The 21,706-nt window shown below is 68.0% G+C and carries 1 protein-coding gene (running past one end of the window); it reads left to right on the forward strand.

Annotation, left to right across the window (positions count from 1 at the left end):
• Window positions 1-21,706: the 5' portion of a sigma-70 family RNA polymerase sigma factor gene (locus ABZ420_RS26700; protein WP_357128046.1), read on the forward strand. Its footprint extends 9,089 nt past the window's final position; the window shows 21,706 of its 30,795 coding nt (coding positions 1-21,706); it begins with the start codon at window positions 1-3; its stop codon lies off the right edge, out of view.

Below are 21,706 nucleotides of genomic sequence, written 5' to 3' on the forward strand. Positions count from 1 at the left end.
ATGACGCTGCGTTTGCCGGACTGGCTGCCCCCGACCGTAGTGATGTGTGTCGCCGGGCACTTCCCGCTGGGCGACGAGGACGCGGAACGACGCGCCGCCGATGCCTGGTCGGATAAGGCCGAATGGTGTCGTGAGCAGGCTGAATATCACGAAGCCAAGGCAAAACCGCCCGAGGGCTCACACGGCGAAACCGTCGCCGCGATCGCCGACAAGCACCAGCGCACGGCCGAGCGCTTCCGGCAGCTGGCGGCCGATTGTGACAGCCTCGCCCGGCAGCTCTACGAGAGCGCCAACGCCACCGAGTTGCAGAAGATGGTCATCATCAGCATGGCCGTTATCCTGGCCATCCAGCTGGCCCGGTGCGCACTGATGTTCGCGGCCGGTGGTCCGATCCAGGCCGCGATAGCACAGATGGCGACCCGAACCGCGGCGCAGCGCGCGTGGATGAGATTCGTGGCATTCCTTTCCGGACGCGGTGCGGAACTGGCCGCGGAACGCGGCTCGATGGTGCTGCTGCGCAACGGCGTCGCGATCGGGGTAGCGCTGGGCGGCGGCACCCAAGCCGGCGCCCAGGCGATTCAGGTTGCCAAGGGCGACCGCGAACAGATGGATTGGAAGTCGGTCGGCGTGGCAACGGCCGCCGGTGCTGTCGGTGGCCTTTTCGGCATGCTGTTCGGACTCTGGGCAGGCCCGAAGGTCGCCACCATCGGCGCGAACGCCAACAGCACCGCGGGACGGGTGGCCCTGCAGCTCGCCGGCACCACCATGGTCGGAGCCGGAGCCGGAGCCGTCGGCGCTCTCGGCGGCACCGCCGTCTCGCTTGTGCTGTCGGACCAGCCGTTCAGCCGCAAGGCCTTCACCGAGGGCCTGATCCCCGGTATGGGTAGCGGATTCATCGGTGCGGCGGCCTTCGCGGCACAGGGGATGCGCGGCCGGGCACCACTTCCCGACACGACTGCCGCCCCCGCTGCCGCACCGGATGTCACCACGCCCGAAGCGTCGCCTGGTGCGCTCGTCGACGCACTGCGCTCGCATGGCATCGTCACCACTGACTTCGATCCGAACAACCCCTCCCACACCCATCAGCAACAGCAGATCGACAATCTTCTGGCGCTGCTGCACCAAGCGGGGGCCACCGCGGACGCCCCGGTCCGTCCCACGCTCCCAGTGAACAACGCCGACTGGCAGCCCGCGAATCTGCCGAATGTGTCGATCGACAACCTCAACCCGGTCAAGTCCGCCAAGCCCCCCTCCGCCGCCGTTGCCACACCAGTGGATCCGGCCCCCGCGGCCCCCGCAGGGACAACGCCGAAGGCTGACGGAGGCAATCCACCACCCGATGTGTCGCCGCCGAAAGAGTACAAGCCGCGCCCGGAGCAACCCTTCTCCGTACCGAACAACAGCATGGACTGGGAACCGCCCGCAGGCATGCCCGGCGCCCTGATCGACAACATCAATCCCGTCAAGGCCGTCACCTACCCCGCTGCCGCCATCGCGTCCACCGTCAACCCGGTCGGCGTGCCGAGCATCGGGACGGATCCCACATCGGCGGAGGCGCCCGGGTCGAGGAACGGTCCTGCCGCACGACCGGAAGCCGAGGCCGTCGGCGCCGCTGAGGCTCCTGTCGACGGGGAACTGCGTCCAGCACCGCACGACTCGGATAACAGCACCGCCGAGAATGCGGGCACAGCACGGCAGATCACCGAGCGTGATCACCCTGTAGCCGTGCCCGACCAGTCGGTGCGGCCACGCCTCGCGGATACCGGCGAAGGCAGCGCTCGACCGGCCGACGCCGCGCCCGGCCACTCGGTGCGGCCACACCCCACGGATACCGGCGAAGGCAGCGCTCGACCGGCCGACGCCGCGCCCGGGTCGGCTCACGGCAACCGGGTCGGCTCCGCAAACCCCTCGTCGGCGCCGCACTCCACGCCGGAGCACGTGGCGGTGCCGGACAACGCCGCCGCCACGGCCCGACCGCACCCCGGCGGCCGGGACACGGCGAGCGAGGGGCAGGCCGGGCGCGGCCGCGCCGTCGCGGATGCACGCGGCGCCGATCCAGCGGCCGGGCCGTCGTCCTCGGTTCGGCAACGAGGTGTCGCAGCGGACGAGGAAGCCGGTCCGCGCCCCGTCACAGCCGACCCGCACGACGCATCGCCGCAACTGAGCCCGACCGTGTCGGCGACCGAGAGTGAGGGGGCACAACGGGTTCCTGACGGCGCCACCGATCTCGAACCGGCCGTGCCCGAGTTGGTACCGGCGGCGGCGCACAAGGAATCGGCCGACGGCCTGTCATCGGACCACGACGTGTCCCCGAGCATGACGATCACCACCGACCCGTCACCCGCTCCACAACGCGGTGATTCCGCCCCGCGCTCCCCCGGCGGGGACAGGTTCGCGGACGCGGCCGGGCAGCAGCGGCAGACCGTGCAGCCGTCGGGCGGCCCGGCGCGACCGGCCGCAGGCGTCCAGCCCGGCACACCCGCTGCCGGTGGTTCGCCCGCTGCTGCCGGAGGCAATCGGCCGCCACGTGTGTCGGCCCCGAAGAATGCCGCCGCGGAGCGCCCTCCGGCCGTCGAACCGGTCGAAGGAGCGCGCGGGCAGGCCGAGGACGGCCATGCCCCCTCCGGGTCGGCGACCGCCCACACCACCGACAAGGACAACCGGAACACACCGCCCGCGGCCGCCGAGCCGGAGTCGGAGCACGGTCGCACGGCTGACGGCGCCACAGACGACGAAACCGCGCGAGCCACGCATCCGGATGAGGCGAATGCACCGGAACACGCACGCTCGGCCGAGGACAGCGCGAATGGGCAACAGGCCAAGGGGCATCCCGATGTAGTCGACGAGGCGGGACCATCGCAACCGAAGCTCGGTGAGTCCGATACCAGCGGAGACGATGCCCCCGGCGGTCGTGCGGGCGACGATGGTGCGAGTGAGCAGCAGGCGAAGACGAAATCTGATCACTCCGACGACGCGGACGCGCCGTCACCCGAGTCAGAACACGTTCGCGCACGGGATGATTCGGATGCGCCGCCCACCGCTCGCGATGAAGACCCCGCCGCCGACGCGCGTGCGAGGGCGAGAGCCGAAGTAGAGCAGCGTATTGCCGCCGAACGGCAGCAGAACGAGCTGGTGCGCGAACACCACCGGCAGCGTGTCGAAGCGGCGGCCGAGCGCGAACGGGCCGCCCATGCCGAGCTGCAGCGGCAGGAGAAGGCCGTGCGGGTGGCCCAGGAGCATGAGCGGGCCACCCGCGTCGGCTTCGGCGACAAGATGCGCGATCTGTTCGGGCGGGGCACGGCGGAGGATCGGGTGGCCGTCGAGGCCGCGCATGCCGCTCAGGAACAGCTCCGGCAGGCTCGGGCGACGTTGGCCGAGTGCCGCGACGCGTACGAGGCGGCGGTGGCCCAGCATGACGCCGCAGCCCAGGCCAGTGCCCGTGACCTGGTCGAAATCTCGGACAACGCGGGCGTTTCGCTGATGAACGACTACGAGGCCGGGGTGCTCACCGATCGCGACGCCGTGTTCGAGGTGGTTGCCCAGGAGCGGGTACGCACGGCCCTGGATGCCGGGCGCGCGATCGGGGAGTTGCGGGAGCCGGGCAGCACGGCCGACGGTACGAGCCCGTTGGCGAACGCATCACCGGAGTCGTTGGCCGACACGATGGTGCGGGGGTCGAGGGAGGAGCGCGTCGCCGCGATGACGGAATGGATTCGCCGTGGCGACGACCGGCATCGGCTGGTGCGGGAGACGCAGGCCGCGGCGTTCCTGCTGCTCGAGCACGGTCCGGTCGATATGAAGACCGGTGAGGGCAAGACCATCGTCATGGTGATGAAGAAGGTGTCCGACGCCATCGATCACGGCACCGCTCATGCGTGGACCAGTAGTGATCTGCTCGCCGGTGAGCTGGCCGGTGAGTTGCAGGCATTCGTGTTGCGGCCGGAGTCGGATACCGGGATCGATGTGGTCCGGATGGATCAGGACGGTCCGCTGCCGGATCCGGTACCCGGCCGTAGCCGGATCGTGGTGGGCACGAAGGAGGACTACCTGTTCCGCGCGTTGAAGGTCGCGGATTCGATGATGAACGAGCTCGCGACCAGTGGCATGTCACACCAGGAGGTGACGGCACTGCGGGAGTTCCTCAACACGAAACCGTCGATCGATCTGATCAAGGAAAGGCTGGATACCGCGGCATCCGACCACGGCCTGGACCTCCGGTACGACCCGTTCCCCGCGGGCAAGCTCACCGTCGACGAATTCGACACCATCTTCGACGGCAATTCCGAATGCGTACTTTCCCCCGGGGCAGCGGAGGAGGCCACACCCGAGGTGGTCGCCGAACTGCAGGGGATCTGGGATCGGCTGACGACCGCGGAGCGCGAACACGGTTTGACGGCAGCGGATTTCAAGCGGCCGGAGAACACCCGGGGAATGTGGGCCGCGGAAACAACCCTGGCGGCGGTCGCCAAGCTGGAGAAGGTGGCGGGTGGACCGGTCACCGTCTCGGAGCTGAAGCTCTACGCCGATGCCGCCAACGCCCGCTGGGGGCTGGAGAAGGGCACGCACTACATCACCAGGGCGGACGACGGCGAGGGCGCGAAGATCGGCATCCTCGCTCACGAAACCAACGACAAGGCGATGTGGGACAGGACGAAGTCGACCGAGGTGCGCTGGCAGGACGTCGGTCAGTTCGTCGACCTCAAGGAAGGGCTGCCGGTCCGGGCGAATCAGGAACATTCGCTGCGCATGTCGGATCAGCAGTTGATCGGCAGCAAATTGCTGTTCGAGCCGTCCGGTCTGTCAGGGACCATGAAGGGCGTCGAGGGCATCACCTACGACCTGTACGGCGTGGGGCCGGTGCCGGAGCTTCCGACCTTCTATACATCGCAACGGGTCGTGGAGCCGCCGAAATTCTACGAGAACACGCTTGCGAAACTCACGCAGCTGGCCCGTGACATCGTGCGGGATGCGCATGTGGTCGACGGGGAGCAGACCGGCCGCGCGCAGTGGGTCGTGTGCATGGACAACGGCGAAATCCGGGGCGACCCGGATGCCGGGCGGATCGGACTGATCGACCTGCTCCGCGCAGCGGCGAAGGAAGAACACGGCGAGGGATTCGAGCTGAAGTTCGAGGTGGTCGACGCGGAATTCTACGGCGAGCACGGCGGTAGCAATGCCGCCGCCGAGGCCCTGGTCAGGCAGAAGATCGAGGAATTCGGGGACAAGGGCACCATCTATATCACCAACAAGGACGGAGGCCGCGGCGCCGACCCCACACCGTCGCAGGAGGTGATCCAGCTCGGCGGCGTCGACGTCAAGGTCAGCGGCGGGCCGTCGTACTCCGAGCGGGTGAACGACCAGGTCGATGGTCGTGGCGCCCGTGGCGGATCCGGCGACGACCGGGAGCACGGTGGCACCCCGGGTTCGGCGGTGCACTACGTCTCCCCCGAGGACTTTCTGGGCCGGGTCACCGACCACGGCGTCACGCAGCAGATCGTCCAGTACACGGAAGCCGTCAAGGCCCATCGGGCCGCCCAAGAACAGCACGAAGCCCTCGGCACCGAGGCCACCCGCAGCGAACTCGACAAGGCCGAAACGGCGCTGCGGAACTCCGAGTCCGACCTGTGGAAGCATGCCGTTCCGGCGATGAAGGACGCCGTCGAGCAGAATCAGCTCGCCTCCAAGTACGCGAGCGCCAACCAAGCCAACGCCCCACCCACGGACGCACATGGCACCGCGACCCAGCAACCCCAGCGACCCCCTCCCCGATCCGCGGGGACCGAGGCTCCGCATGCGACCGGTCCACATGCGACCCCGCACGCCCCTGCCGCCACCCACGTCCCGACCGCCGCCGGCCTCGCCGCCGGGGCAACGTCCAACCTGGCTTCCGGTAACCCACCGGCCGCACCCGACTTGCGTGACGAGCACGGCGACAGCACCCTCCGCCATCTCCTGGAGGTGCTGGACGCACCCGGCGGGCAGGCGGCCGCACCATTGCTGCCGGTGGCGCAGGCCGTCCGCGACGCGGCATTCGATCAGGTCGAGTCGCAAGGGATCCCCATCGGCGCCGACGCCGCCGACCACGTGCGCGAGACCGCGCGAAATCTGTTGCACACCAGCCTGAATCAACTCGATCCGGCGCAGCGCCAACTCGTCACCGACGCCGGGACGACGCTGCAGCAAGGACACCGGCTCGAAGTCGCGCACACCGCAGCCGTCGCCCAGTTGGTCGCGCAGGTGCCGACCGCGCAGCCCGTCCTCGTGGCCGCTGCGGGTACCACCGTCCCGTCAGACCAGCTGTCCACCGGCGACCGCACCGAGATACTGCAGCGGGCGCAGCAGGGCGACCGGTCCGCCGCGCAGGCCTTGGACCGCCATTTCGGCCCCGCCACCGCCCAGGCCATGTGTGCCGTACTCAGCGGGGATGCGGAGCACGGCACTCCACCCACGCGGATCCAGCTCTTGGCGCACGCCGTCGCCCGGGCCACGCTCGGCGACGCCGAAGCCGGTGGCTGGCAGGTCCCCCCTGGCGTCGACATCGGCGACTGGCTGCTCGGCCGAGCGCGAGACACGTGGCTCGACAACCTCAACCACCTGAATCCCGCCGTACGCCGACTCGTCAACGAAGCGCTCGATCCCAGATCCCGCGGCGACGATCTCACCGACGCTCAGGCCGCCCTGTTCGGGTGGGTCGCGCAGGAGATCGCAAGAGGGACGGTCGATTCGACGGCCCGGCAACGGAAGCCCTCGGCCGAGAACCGCGACCGCGCGAACTCCGCGAAGACGGGCGAGGCCGATCGGAAAACCAAGCAGGCCATCGCCCGGCAGTTGTTCGAGACGTTCGGCATCGAGGTGCTCGGACTGGACAAGCCGGGGATCTCCGTCGACACGGCTCTGTCGATCAGGAATGCCATAGTCGACGGTTTCGCGGCAGGGCAGGAGATCAAGCTCGACGTCGTACTGGTCGCCCCCATGGTCGGCAATACCGGTGCCTGTATCTGGACTCCCGAAGGTATCGAAAAGGACGCCCCGACCTTTATGGTCCTGAACGAGAACCTCTTCGGTGACCCGGAGAGATTCCGGAACGCCATGCGGAAGGCGGTGCGGGCAGGCCACCTGATGGCCCCGACCGGCGATCCCGCGTACGACGCCGTCAGTCACGAGATGGGCCATCTGCAGGATCGAGCGGCGCGGAAGGGGCTGTACGACGAAAAGCCGATTGCCCATCTACGAGACGGAGCCGTCCGGGGGAAGGACTACCAAGACTCCAAAGAGGCACGAGCATTCGGGTTCCTGTACACGCATTTCGCCGAGTTCAAAAAGGCGGGCATGCTGCCACCGGACCTCGATTTCGACGACTGGCTGGGGCAGCTCGATTCGTACAGCAGCAGCCGAAAGAAGCTGAAGGAGGCAGAGGAATACAACCGAAAACTTGCGGACGAAGAGTCGCAGGGGACGAAAATGGGCACCTACGAGCCCAAAATGGGTGACCTCGCGGTATTCAATCCGGCAGAAGCACTGGCCGAGGCGAACAATGCGTTCGGCAGGACAGCACCGGCCGATCGCACACATCCCGCCTACGTGCTGCAAGCCCTGCTTCGAGACATTCCGTATTTTCAGGTGTTGCGGGAAGCCGAACAGCGCGATGCCCTGGTGCAGGCGGACTATCGCGGTCCGGTCCCGGCTGCGTCCGAGTTCGGCACGAGCATCGCCTCGAACGGCCCGTCGGCATCCCTGGCCGCGAGATGGCGCGCTATGTCCTCCGCCGCCCGCGCCGACTACGCGGAACAGCAAATCGCATACTTGAACCCCGACACCGGTTTCGTGCTCGACGAGTTGGCCCGGCTTCAGGACGAGCATCGCGCCACGGTCGCATCGACCCCGGATCGCATCGCACAGACGTCCGAACCGCGAGCAGCCCAGAACGATTCATCAGGTGCGGTGCCCGGACCACCTGACGACAGGTCGGCGTTCCCACCGGAGTTCTGGCAGCAGCTCGATGAGTCCCGCGCGCGGGCGGCTGCCCCGTCCCCGATCCACCTCGGTGATCCCGACGATGCGCAGCCGGACCCGACGCCACCCGTCACGGACTCGCCTCGCTCGGTCCAGGCGTCGAGGCGTGCTGCTTTCGACAGCTTCCGGCGGCAGATCTTGGCGATCTACCTCGCAGGCCCGTCGATCGAACGGAGCGATGCGGTAGCCCGCGCCCTGGCCGATGCCGACCCCGAGGAACTGCGACGCGCTCTCCGCGAGGCCGGGCTCGACCCGAACCAGCACCGGGTACTCCGCCAGTTCTGGCCGGGCCAGTCGGACCGGACGGCCGCAGCGGTGCTACCGGCTCCCGGCGAGGACATGGACCCTCTGCTGTGGGCTCCGATTCACAGATTCGCCTCGGCGGTCGCTCGCGTCCGGGCATCATCCGGGGAATCTCCCGCGGTGGTTCCGGAATCGGATCGGACCGAATCCGACGCTCCGATCCCCGGCAGAGGCGGGCTGACCCCCCGGGAGCTCGAGGTGTTGCGCCTGAGTGCGCGCGGACTGTCGTACCCCGAAATCGGCTCTCGGATGGGGATCTCGCACAAAACCGTCCAGAGTTACGCCCGGCACGCGTGTGCCAAACTCCGCTGCCCGAGTGTGATTCCCGCGGTCCTCGCGGCAGATCGGGAGGGATGGCTGGACGAACCATCCGGCCCGCACATCGACGTCGAATTCTCTCCGGACGATATCGCCATCCTCCAGCTGGCGGCGAACGGCCTGGACAATCGCGAAATCGCTACCGAGCTGGCGACCACGCGGTATCGAGTGCGGACGTTCATGGCCGCGCTCCCCGGCCGGTTGGGTGTCGAGGGCAGGCTGCCCGGCCTGCTGGCGGCACAGCGGCAGGGGGCGTTCCAGCCTGGCGATCCCCAGTCCGCGGCAACGCGGAAGCACGCCGATCTGTCTCCCCGCGAAAGCGAGGTTCTCGACCTGGTCGCGGCCGGTCTCACGGATCAGGCGATAGGTGACCGGCTGGGAGTTACGGCATCGACGGCGCGGGGCTATCGGATCCAGCTACAGGCCAAGCTGGGCACCTCGGATCACGAGGAACTGGCGGCCCTGGCGCGCAGCCTGGAGTCGTCGGCCGCGACGGCACGGACTGTCGAGCTGACCGAATCCGAGGCGCTGCTCCTGCACCTGGTCACCAAGGGCGTGTCACACGAGACCCTCGCGACAGCGCTCGGCTTGCCGAACAGTGGGTTGGATGCCGTACTGACACAGCTGGCCGACAAGATCGGCACGCGCGGCACGATTCGGGTGTCGCCGCCGCGGCAGGAACCGTCATCGCAGCTCGAGCGACTCGAGACACTCGCCGAGTCGCTGCCAGGCGTGAGCGGTGCTCCGACAACGGTGTCCTGGGCCACGGTGCGCGCCTTCCGATCTCGGATCGCCACCCACCCGGCCGAACTGACCGGGCGTGAACCCGATGTGCTGCGGCTGGCCGCACAAGGCTTGTCACTCAAAGCGATCGCTCGCACGCTGGGCGGATCGCACGCCACCGTGATCAACGAACTCGACAGCATCGCGGTGAAGCTCGGAACCCCTGACCGGGCCGTGCTCCTGATGGCGGCGCAGCGGGCATGGTCGGCCGACCACCCGGAACCGATACCCGAACCAACGGCCGACGTCAGTCTGACACCGCAGGAAACCAGTGTCCTGCGCCTGGTGGCCCGGCGGTTCACCAACCCGGCTATTTCGGCAGAGCTGGGCATCCCGGAGCCGTCGGTGAAGCACATCCGGCGCGGCCTACGCATGAAACTCGGTATCGACGACACCGCTGGGCTGGTCGCCTGGGCGCTGCACAGCGGTATCGCCGTCGGCGATCCCGAGGATGCCCCGGACCCGGAGTTGCAGGCGCGCGTCACGGACGCGCTGCGGCGGGCAACGACGACGGATAACGACAACGACCGAGACGAGTCGGCATCCGGCGCTCACGAGACCTCGCCCATCCCCGCCGACATCGACGCATCCGGCGAGGCACGATCGGCCGAGCCCGCCGAAGCGGCCTCGGACCCGGCCCGGACCGCGCTGGCCGAGCACCTCGGGCTGCCACCCGGTGCGGTGACGCGGGGAGCCGTACGCCTGGCCCTCGCCCTCGTCGCGGAACAGACACACGCCATGCCCACCGCCGTGACCGGCATCGACGGTCAGGCGCTGACGCAATGGATCCGGTCCCAGCTCGAACTGCATGCGAATCAGGAAGCGGCCACTCACGAGGGCGCGCTCGCCGAGCTGGAGCGGCGCGACGGCGAAGAATCCGGTCCTCGGGATGCGGCCGATCCTGAGGCTGATCCGTTGGACCAGAACGGTTTCGACAACCGGCGCCGGGTCCTCGACCAAGACTTGCGGGCACTGCTGAGGTTGCGGGACCTGAGCCCGCCCCAGCCGATGACCGTGGGCGAGGCGCTGGCCGAGCTGTACTGGATCACGAGCCTGACGGACTCGCCGGAGCTGGAACACCTTGTCGCCGCGAGTGAGACCTTCCTGTGTGCCACTCCCGAACCGCTGTCCGCCGTCCCGCTGGACACGGTCCAGATCCACACGCTGCGCAACCAGCTGGCTCAGCAGGTGGGCGTCGCCGACGACGAACTGACCCGCGCGCACGCCGAAGCACTGGCCGCCGACGAGAACGTCGCGCCACAGACGCGCCGTCTGGCGGAGCGCTACCTATCCCTGCGCGGGATCGAAGCCGTGCAGAAAGCCACGCGAGCCGATATCGCCCGGCTGGCGGGTGTGGGCGCACCGTACGTCAGCGAAGTGTTCAACGGACGGTTCGGCGCGAAGAAGCCGTGGCACGGCGAAACTACGCAACGCGTCCTGGCTGCGGCTCACCTGTTGGGTGTACCGCCGGACCGCGCGGACATCGCGGCTCTCACCGATCCGAACTTCGTGACGCGTCGCGTTCGTCCGGCGCGTTGGGTCGGTGACGAGTTCGTTCCCGCGCGGATCAAGCCGCAGCCATCTCGGGAGACGTTGACCGAAGCAGCGGGCACGGCCAAAGCCACGGTCCGTGATGTGGTGAAAGGCTCGGGCACGCCCGATGACCTGCGGCTGGTGCGCAGTGCGGCCGACGAGATCGGGTTCTGGTATCACCCGGACGGCCCGATGGGGACGGTCGACGGGATCACACTGTCGGAGGGCGAATTCCACGTTCTGCGCCTGGTCGCCGACGGCATCGCCGAAGATTCTCTCGCCGCCCTGCTCGGGATGACGCCGGACCAGTCGAACCGGCTGCTCGTCCGACTGGCCGAGCGGGTGGGATTCGAGGGGCCCGTCCGTATGCCCACGGACGCGCGATCGAGCGGTTCGCCCGACGGCGCCGTGCCGTCGTCCCCGAAGCAGACCGGTCTGTCACCTCAGCAGGTCCAGACTCTGCGACTGGTGGCGGCGGACTTGCCGTATACCCCCATCGCGGGCACGGTCCCCGCGGACCTCGTCCGGGCGTTCCGTTCCGCCCTCGCGGAGCGGCACCCCACCGCACTCACCGGCAGGGAAAGGGAAGTACTCGCGCTACTGGCCGATGGCCTGACTTCCGGACAGATCGCGGCCAGGCTGGGGTTGTCCCGCAACACGGTGAACGGGTACATTGCGCGCGCGGAAATCAAGCTGCATACCGACGGCCTGCGTCCCACCGTGCAGGCGGCACAACAGCACGGATTCGCCGGAGCAGGTGCCGACCAGCAGCAGGTCAGCATGCCACACGCCGAGGGCAATACAGACGAAGAACCTCCGCGTGCCATGGAAACACCGCGGCCGGCCGCGACGACGAGCGGCGACGCAGAACAGCGCGCAACGACCTCCGGCAACCGCAATGATCCCGTCGCGATCGACCTCGACCCCGACGAGCCCGACACACGCGACTCGGAATCGGCCGACTCGCAGACGCCGAGTCCCGCGGCAGCGCCGGTCGGCCTGCCAGACGCGGCAATGACGGTCGCCCCCGGAGAGCTCCCGCTGACCGAACGCCAGCGAGCAGTCCTCACCTTGCTCGCCGAAGGCAGGAGCGTCGCGGAGATTGCCGAAGACCTGCAAATATCCGAGGCATCGGTCAAGAATCACATCGAACGGATCTGCCGCAAACGCGGGGTATCGAGCCGGAGCGAGTTGCTGGCGACGCTCACAACACGGTTCGACAGCATCGAGGATGTCGATATCGATGAGCTCGCGGACACACTGATCGATCCCGGACAACTTCCGCTCACCGAACGCCAGCGAGCAGTCTTCACCATGCTCGCCGAGGGCATGAGCAATACAGAAATCGCTGAACGGCTGCGAATATCCGAGACAGCGGTTCAAACCCACGCCGAGCGGATCTATCACAAAGTGGGGGTCTCGGATCGGCGCGAGTTTCTTGTGTCGCTCACATCGCGTTCCGGCAGCGTCGAGGAAGCCGAACCGCTGTCCGTCGATGAGCTCACGGACGGATTGGAATATGACTGGCTCGGGCTGGACGGCTTGCCGCCGGCGGACTCACCGCGCTACGCCGAGCTCAGGCACGCGGTCGAGCGACGCATGCCAGCGGTGTTGCGGGATGCGGTGGACGGCGACCTCGCAGCGCTACTGCGCGCAATAGCCCAACTTCCGGAGGAATGGCAGCGGCGGTTCGCCGAGTCGTACTACCTGCATGGGGCGCCGCGGTCTCGGATGGTGCGGGAGCTGGGCATCGGAGTCAACACGTTCAAGAACCTGCTCGAAAGCATCCCTCCGATACTGGCGAAAGTTGTGGCCCGCGGAGCGGTGTTCGAAGTCGGTACCGACACGCTGCCACCGCCCGGATCACCGGAGTATGACGACCTGCAGGCGGCGGTGGAGGCCCGCCTGCCCGCTGAACTGAGGGAAGCAGTAAACGGTGAACTTCCGGCACTGCTGGAAGCTATCGCCGCGCTTCCCGACATTCAACGGCAATACGCTGAACTCGACTACCTGCAGGGATTGGCACCTGGCGAGATATGGCGGGTCACGGGCCGCGTCCGGGGATCGTTGCGTGGCCACGTACCGCGGACGTTGATCGGGTGGCTGTCCCGGGGACCGATACTCCGGGTGGGCGCCGACGAGCTTCCGATACCCGGATCCCGCCGATATACCGAACTGCTGCGGGCAGTCGAGGCACGCGTACCGAGCGATGTGGCCGCGGCGATGAAGGGTGATCTGGCGGCGTTGCTGCGCGCGATCGAACGGTTACCCACCGAGTCACGGACATACTGTGAACTCGTGTACTTCGGGGCTGTGCGCCTCGAGGAGATCAGCGAGGCTTTGGGACACGGCACGAGTCGAGACGATGCTTGGGTATTGCGGAGCGCAGCACCCCGTCTCGTGGCCGACCTTCGCCGCGAGGCGGGCACGATGCGGCTGCCATCGACGTCGACCCGTGGTCGCCTGGCCGAGAAGCTCGGTGTAAATCTGATTCGTCCTCAGGCGAATCCGTTCGCCGGCAACCGAGCATGGGTCGAATCCCAAAGGGCACGCGCTATCCTGGCCGACCTGCTCGGCATCGCTCCGAATCTGCTGCGCCACGGGCTGGTACGCCAAGCGGTGAGCACCGTGCAGGCACAGCTGCAAACCATGAGTTCGGAGGAAGTTGCCGAGGCAGTCCGCGGTGGGCTGGCCACCGGGCTCGGACCGTGGATCGCGAATCGCATTCGGCTGGACCGGGAAATCCAATCGTCGACAGCGCGGGCAATCGACGGCGGGATGCTGTCTACAACAGAGCGAAATCGACTGTTCCGCAGAGGAGAACAGCGCGACTCCGAGCTCGCACAGTTACTCGGAGTTCCGGATTTGCGTCCGTTGCCCGACGACGCCACCGAGCAGCTTGCCGAGTTGTATCGCACCGCAGAAATCAGTGACTCTCCGGACATTGCGACGCTCGCCGCCGCCCTCGAGAACTTCTTCGGAGGCCGCGACATCGACCAATTGGTCGAACTCTGGGATATCGACAACCGAACCGAACGCCATGTGTTCCGGATGCCGGAGCTGCCCGGCACCGGAATAACCGGCACCCGCTCTCCTTCGGCCACGCCTGCCAGCGGTGACGCCGAGGAAACCCACTCCGGTCGACGCCTCGATATCCAGCAGGTCACGACGTTGCGTGCGGAATTGGCCGCCGCCTGGGGAATCAGCCCGGCCCGGGTCCAGCAGGGGTCGGTCCGGCGGGGTCTCGAGCTTGTGCAGCGCCAATTGCGGGCTCTGGGCCCGGACGGCTGGCGCCGAATTGCCGTACAGGGACGGATGCGGGACGTACTGTCATGGGTTGCACGACGAATGGCGTTGGATCCGAGCGTCCCGGATCCCGAGCTGAATCAGGAGCTGGCCGAGATTCTTTCGACCGCCGGTTGGGGGTCAACCTACGCGCCGCCGATCGACGATCCGTTGGCCGTGCTGCGAATGGTGGCCGACGCGACCGGCACGCCGGAACTCCGTCATGTGGTCGAAGTGGCCGGAATCTTCCTCGAGCTCGATGAGCGCGATGCTGATCGGAAGCCGACGAAAGCGGACGTGCAGCGGCTCGCCGACGTCGACCAGCGGTCGATCGGGCATGTGCTCGACACCTACGCACAGCGCGGCAAGCCCGCGCGCACCGAAGAAGAGCAGCGCGTCCTGATCGCGGCACAGTGGCTCGGGTATCCGATATCGCCCGGCTACGACAAGGTCATTGATCCCGCGTTTGCCCGCGAGCGGTTTACTCCGCCGCGCTTCATCAAGGGTCGCTTCCTACCCGGAAGCTTTGCCGCACAACCTTCACCGGCCAGGGTCGGGCGCGCGGCCGGCGTCGACAACAAGACGGTCAGTGCGGTCTTCAGGGGAACCATCGCGGCCGACTCGGACGTCGGGCGGCGGGTACTCGCCGCTGCCGATCAGCTCGGGTTCTGGTACCCGCGGGCGCAGGAAATCGAATTCGCCCATCTGCACGCACTGCGCACCGAACTGGCCGAGCTGCTCGGTACCCAGCCCCGGGCGATAGATCACGCGTACGTGCGAGCCAGGCTCCGCCAGCTCACCGCCGCGAACGCCCCGGACCTGGACCGAATCACTGAACTGGCCGAAGCTTTACTTGCACTGGGCATTTGGGAGCTGGAGCGAACACCCTCCGCCGTGGACGTGGCCAAGTTGGCGGATGTACATCCCACCGCGGTCGGCAAGGCGATGAATCGCACGGAGCCGGCCCACTCCGAACTGGAACAGCGCGTTCTGGTCGCCGCGCACTGGCTCGGCTACGAGATCCCGGCGCATCTGCGCATCGCCATCGATCCGGACTTCATTGCGGAACGGTTCACCCCGCCGACACTCGAAGACGGCGAGTTCGTACCCGGAACATTCGTGGAGCAGCCAACCCGCGCCCAGGTCGCGCAGCTGTCCGGCCTCGACCAGTCGACGGTCAACCGTGTGCTCCGGGGCAGCATCCCGGCGCACACCGAGCGAGCGCGTCGTGTACTCACTGCGGCTTCCGCGCTCGGCTACTGGATCCCGAACGAATCGCAGATATCGGAGCCGCTACCGGACAGCGATGCGGAGAATGCCGACACCGCGGACACGTTGCCCTCACGCGAAACCCCCACGGCGGCCGCAACGCATACCCCCGCGGATGTCGCCGCGGCCCTGCGAAACAGCCTGCCCGGCGCGGTCAAGCAGGTCCTCGACCAGATCGATGTCGAACTGCGCTCCATGACCGATGCCGAGCGCCGCGACGCCGCCACCCGAGCCGACCTCACCCGTCTTCCCGGCTGGGTGGTCGACCGCCTCGCCCATGAAGCCGAGGCTCAGGAGCTCGCCCGCGACACAACCACCCCCGAGCAGCGCGCCGAATGGCAAAACCGGGCAGAACGATTCGACCACGAACTCGCTCACATCCTCGGCTTGCCCCAGCCGGGAACCGGATGGACCGACCGCATCAGCAGTGACCCGCTGCACCACCTCCGCGCACTCACGCGCCGCCCGGACGCCCCCGCCGAACTCCGTCACCTCGTCGACACCGCCACCCGACGCCTGAATCTCGAGGACGTCGCCGCGGCCGTCGAACCGCTGCACCGGGCGCTGGCCGACTGGCCCATCGCCGAACACACCGACCGGGCCGCCGCCATCGCCTGGGAACTCGCGTCGCAAGCCCGCGCCGACGGCGGCGGGACACCCGAAATCTCCGCTGCCATCCACGGACAACCAGGTCAACGGTGGATCGATATCCACGTCAGCGACAACAGCCGCACCCTGCCGGCGCGCGAGAGCGGCGACCGCCCCGGGTGGCGCGCCGTCGACCTCCTCGACACGCACACCGAAACCTGGGGATGGGTGCTCCCACGTAACAGCGGAAAACAGGTCTGGTTCAAACTTTTCGAAACCGCCGACACCAGCGACCCCTCGCAACCACCCCACGAACTCATCCTCGACCTGCCCATACCGCGCGACTCCTTGCAACAGGGGCCGGGCCTCGCGCGGCGAGCAGTGCGACAGCGCTTGCGACAGGCCGGCCACCCTGATCCCTACGACCTGACCGTCCTCGTATCCGACCTCGTCCAAAACGTCTACCGCTACGCCGACCAAGGCGACGCCCGGGTACGAATCCGGCTCGACGGAGACACAATTCGCGCCGGGATCACCGATACCAGCCGTGGCCTACCCGCACGACAAGAGGCAACCACCCAGGGCACCGTCAGCGCCGCCGCCTTCACCGACGACCAAGCCGCCGAATGGGCCGAAACCGGGATCGTCGCCGACACCCACGGTTTCTTCCTCGGCATGCTCGAAGCAATGGCCTCCGCCTGGGGCGTGACCCTGGAACGCGCCGGCGGCAAGACCATCTGGTTCGAAGTGCCGATGCCGCCATCTACGGCACCCGACACCACCACCGATCAACCACCGAACACACCCGCATCCGATCCGGGCGCCCCCGAATCGGTCGGCATCGACCTCAGCGCCGGCGACCGGACGGGACTCGGCCAGGACCCTTCGACCACCAGCTCGGACGCCGATCCAACCCACCCGAACGATGGGACGCAGAACCGGTCGACCCCACCCACCGACACCGACGGCCAGCGCCTGCCCACGCCCGGCAACCGAATCGACCCTGTCGCACTCGCCCTCGAACCCGACGAACCGGAAATGCCCGAATCGACGGCTTCTACCCACCGGGCACCGACCGACCCGCACGAACCCGACCCGCTGCCCACAACCCGGGAACTGGTCACGGATCAGGGAAAACTGAAGACGTTGCGGCAGGAAGTCGACGCACTGCGGCGGCAACTGCTCGAGCTCAGCAACGGGCGCGCGGATCTGTCCAGCGCAGCAGCGGTGGACAGATTACTGGGGGCGCTGCTGCAACTCGAGCGAGAAGGCAAGCTGAACCCCCGCCAGGCTCGCGCACTCCCGCTGGTCGAGGAGTATCGCGAGAAGTCCGGTCTCCTCGACGACGCCGAACGCGTCCGCGGCGAATACCGGGAACACAAAGCCAATACCGCTCGCCGGACGGATCAGCCGGAAGGCGCCGAGCCATCCACCTCCCACGGACCCGGCCCCGTCGCTATCGACCTCGACCCCGACGAAAACGCATTCGCAGACCGGCAGCGCGAAAACGCGGAATCCCGTGACACCGGACAGCTGCGGACCCTGCGTGCCGCGGTCGCCGCGAGACTAGCAGGCACAGCGGAGACTTCGAACGATCCCGTGCTGAATCGCGCACCCGCTCTGATCGATGAACTGATGGCCGCGCGGCACCGGCCGAATGCGCAGATCCCGGCGGATCGGCTGCGGTTGCTGGAGCAGTTCGCGCACCAAATGTCGGCATGGCTGGCCGGCGCGGACGAAGCCGCCGAGGCGAACGCCGCCTACGAGCAGGGGCTGCGGGAAGGGACGCCGGCCGTCCTGCGGGCCCGGCAGGACGCCGCGGAGATCCGGCTCGGATCGGCGCTCGCCGCCGTCGCGGAGGTCTGGGCACAGACCCGCCCCCGAACGGACACGCCGATCGTGACCCGGCCCGCCGACCACCTCCGGCAGGGAGAGACCGAACGGCTGCGCCAGGTGGCCGAAACAATCTTCGTGGAGATGGTGGCCGCGGGGGCAGCGGTCGATGCGGAGATCACCACCGACCGCCGACAGCTCGCCGCGGCCACGCGGCGCTATGACGCGCTGCGAGATATGTCGCAGTGGCTGGAGGAGCTGCTGTCCTTCGCGGAGCAATGGGATACGACACGGATAGGCCGCGAGCGCCTCTCGTTCCTACTCGACCACTTCCGCGCGGTCTCAGAGCTGTTGGCGGCGACCGCGATTCGCGACACCACGGCCACTGCCCTGGCCGGTGCGACCGATCGAGAACGACGACGCGCGCAAGCCGCCGAGAACTACGGCATGGCCGACCGCGCGGTCCGCAATATCGCGGAGATGCTGGGCCAACCGCAGCATCGCGCGACGGCCACTCCCCCGGCGGCGCAACCCGGCGCACCCGTCGTCTGGCCCGGCGCGGACGGACAACCCGACTTCATCGCACAGACCCAGCCCCGGCAGCACGATCTCACCGAGCTCGGTTCCGGTGAGTCGGCGTCACCCGATCGAACCCCCGAGGACCGCGCAGCGCAGCCCGGATCGGAACACCCACGGGGACGCCATGTCGATGAACCCCGCGGCTCCGATGAAACCGCACCGCGGCGCTTTGTCGAACAGAACCTGACGGTGGAGGATCTGGGTTCGGTTGCGGCAGCGAGCGATCGGGGCCGGCACGCGCACAACGAGGACGCCTTCGCCCTGATCCGAGTCACCATGGGTGGCGAAGAGGCCACCGCACTGATCGTGAACGACGGTCTGTCCCGGCCGAAGGGCGGTCACCGCGCCTCCGCGGCCGCCAGGGCCGCCGCCCACGACTTCGTGGTGGCGGCGCTGCGGCGAGCCGACCGCGACGGCCGGATCGATCCGGTGGCCGTAGTCGAGGGTGCCGTGGCCGCCGCCCAGGAGGCGGTACTCGCCTTGCCCCCGGAGTCTCCCGCGGACAACCCGCCCGCCACCACGATCGTGGTCGCGCTGATGGAGTCGGGACGGCTCACCGTCGACTGGGTGGGCGACAGCCGCGCGTACTGGATTCCGCTGGACGGCGGCCCGCCGATACAGCTGACCAGGGACGACTCGAAGGTCCAGGATGTGCTGGACGTCTTCGAGGACACCACTCGTGAAGAAGCCGAACATTCGCCGATCGGCGGCCCGGGTCTCACCCACAACCTGGGCCGGTCTCTGGACGGGCTGAAACCGCGCGAGAAGACCCGAGACATACGCGGCGACGGTGTCGTCCTGGCGCTGACGGACGGTGTGTGGGAACCGATCAGCCCCGACGACCCCGAGCCCGTCGCGGCCATCGTCCTGCGGTCGCTCGCCGAGGCCCCGGGCGATCTCGGCGCCGTCACCCGCGCACTGGTACGGGCAGGCATCGAAGCGGGCACAGCCGACGACGTGACCGCCGCAGCGGGCTTCCTGTCGGCCGCGAACATCGACACCCCCGCGGATACGACGACGGACCAGGACGTGCCCGCGACCCCGGCCGATCGCGGCGCCGACCCCGTCGCGATCGACCTCGATCCGGACGAAGCCGATCCCACGCCGGTCGGGTCACGACAAGCCGAAACCACCCCGCCGCGGAACTCGCCGGATCGAACCGGGGCACAGCCGGGCCCACAGCACGGCACGACGAACGAGGCGAGCACCAACGGCAGAGTCGGCACCCCGTGGGACAGCGCACTGCGGCTGCGGCAGGTCCTCGAGCAGCACGTCGCGACCGGACGACCGGAGCTCGCGACCGCCCTGCTCCGGCAACGGTTCGCTCTCGAGATCCCGCGCCTTGCAGATAATTTCGGCCAGCAGGCAGCGCACCACATCGCCGACGAGGTATGCGCGACCGTGATCGCGCGCCTTGGGCAGCTCGATAATCGAAATATCGATTTGTGGCTGAATAACATTGTGCGAGAGATTATCTGGAACCATCGCCGTATCGCGGACCCCTGGCACAGCATCCGAGAGTTCGTTTCCGAATGCGCACAACTCGAGCGAAACGATCCGCTGGTCCGGCTGCTCGCCGAAGCCCGGACCACGGATGTGCGGCGTATTCTGGAAGGGTTGCCGAGGCACCGGCGTGACCGTTTGATTCGCGCCTTCTGGCCCACGCGTCCGGGCACACCACCTACCGCGCCCGACGGCACCGAATCCGATCGTGATGCGCTCTGGGTCGCAGCGCGCCAATTGGCCACAGCGGTGGCGGCCGCCGCGAACTTCTCTGCCCAGCTACCGGTTCGGGCCGCGAGCAGCGCACCTCGGATCGACCGACCCAGCAGTCCCACCGCGACGACGTCCTCACCCTGGCTCACCAGCAGGGAACTCGAGGTGCTCAACCTGATCTACCAGGGTTTGACCCACGCGGAGATCGGGCGACGGCTGGATGTCGACACGAAGGCGGTCACGAACTACCAGAGGAGTGCGGCCAAGAAGTTCGGTACCGCCGGCCCCATCCGAACGGTCTTGGAGGCCAAGCGGCAGGGATTCATCCACGACAGGGATCGACCACCGGCCGGTACCGTCCAACTGTCCCGCGAGCAACGACAACTCCTCCAGTTGATGGCCGACGGCCTCACGGATCAGGCCATCGCCGAGGTGCTGGGCGTGGCCACACTCACCGTCAAGCGCCGCCGAGCCCGGATCGGCGTCGTACTCGGCGAGACGAAGCGAACTCAGATACTGATGAAAGCCGTGCGGCTGGGAGCCTTCGACGAATCGGCGAGCGAAGACACCGCGCCGAGCGCACCCCGCAGACCGGACACCGTCGCGATCGATCTCGGCGACCCCGACGAACGTGACACACCGGCGGAGCAGTCAGCGCAGGGCACCGCGACGCCCGGCGCCACCCCGTGGGCTCGGCCCGCGCAGAGCGAGACACCGCCGGAAACCGCGGCGCTCGATATGAGCGTTTCACGGCCCGGTCCTCTGCTGCGTCGAGTCCAGGAGGCGGAGCCGGCCCGCTACCTCTCCGGTCGGCCGGAGGTCAAGACTGCGGCGGTGGCGGTGCCGAGTGATACAGAACGGCAGCCGGCCCGGACACCGTGGCAGCCATCCGAATCCCCATCCACTGCTCGGCCGGATCCGCCCGCATCGGATCCTCGAACAGACGGCTCGACACCCTGGAAGGACAGAGCGTCCCTCGCCGAGGCCGCGCGGAACGAGGGCAGCACTCGGGAAGAGGTCGTGTCCCACGCTCGGTCGGGTTTGCAGGCATTGCCGCCCACCGCCCGCACCAATGCGTTCGACGAATGGATCCGGGAGCTTCGGGACCTGGGAATCGACACCGAACAGACGACGTCGGATCTGACGGAAATCTGGGACCACCTGCGCCTCGACCCGAAAGCCCACGCGACGTTTTCGCTCCGCTACGGCCCGCCGGACATGACTGGACGGGAACTCGTGTCCGCCATCGTGAACGAGGTGCGAGGACTCATCGGGGCAGCGGCGATGGGACACATCGTCGAGCAAGAAATACCTCATAACGTACGCATCGCCTACCAGAACGTGGCCGGGACGCTCGAACTCGCCCGAATCGGGGCGACCCGACAAGAGTTCCGGGTGTTCACCCGACTTGTGCAAGGCAAGGACTACAAAGAAGTCGCGACGGAGCTCGAAGTAACGCCGTGGGCGGTGAAGAAGTACGTCAAAT

Origin of the sequence: Nocardia sp. NPDC005745, from assembly GCF_040630775.1 — a bacterium.
Lineage (GTDB): Bacteria > Actinomycetota > Actinomycetes > Mycobacteriales > Mycobacteriaceae > Nocardia.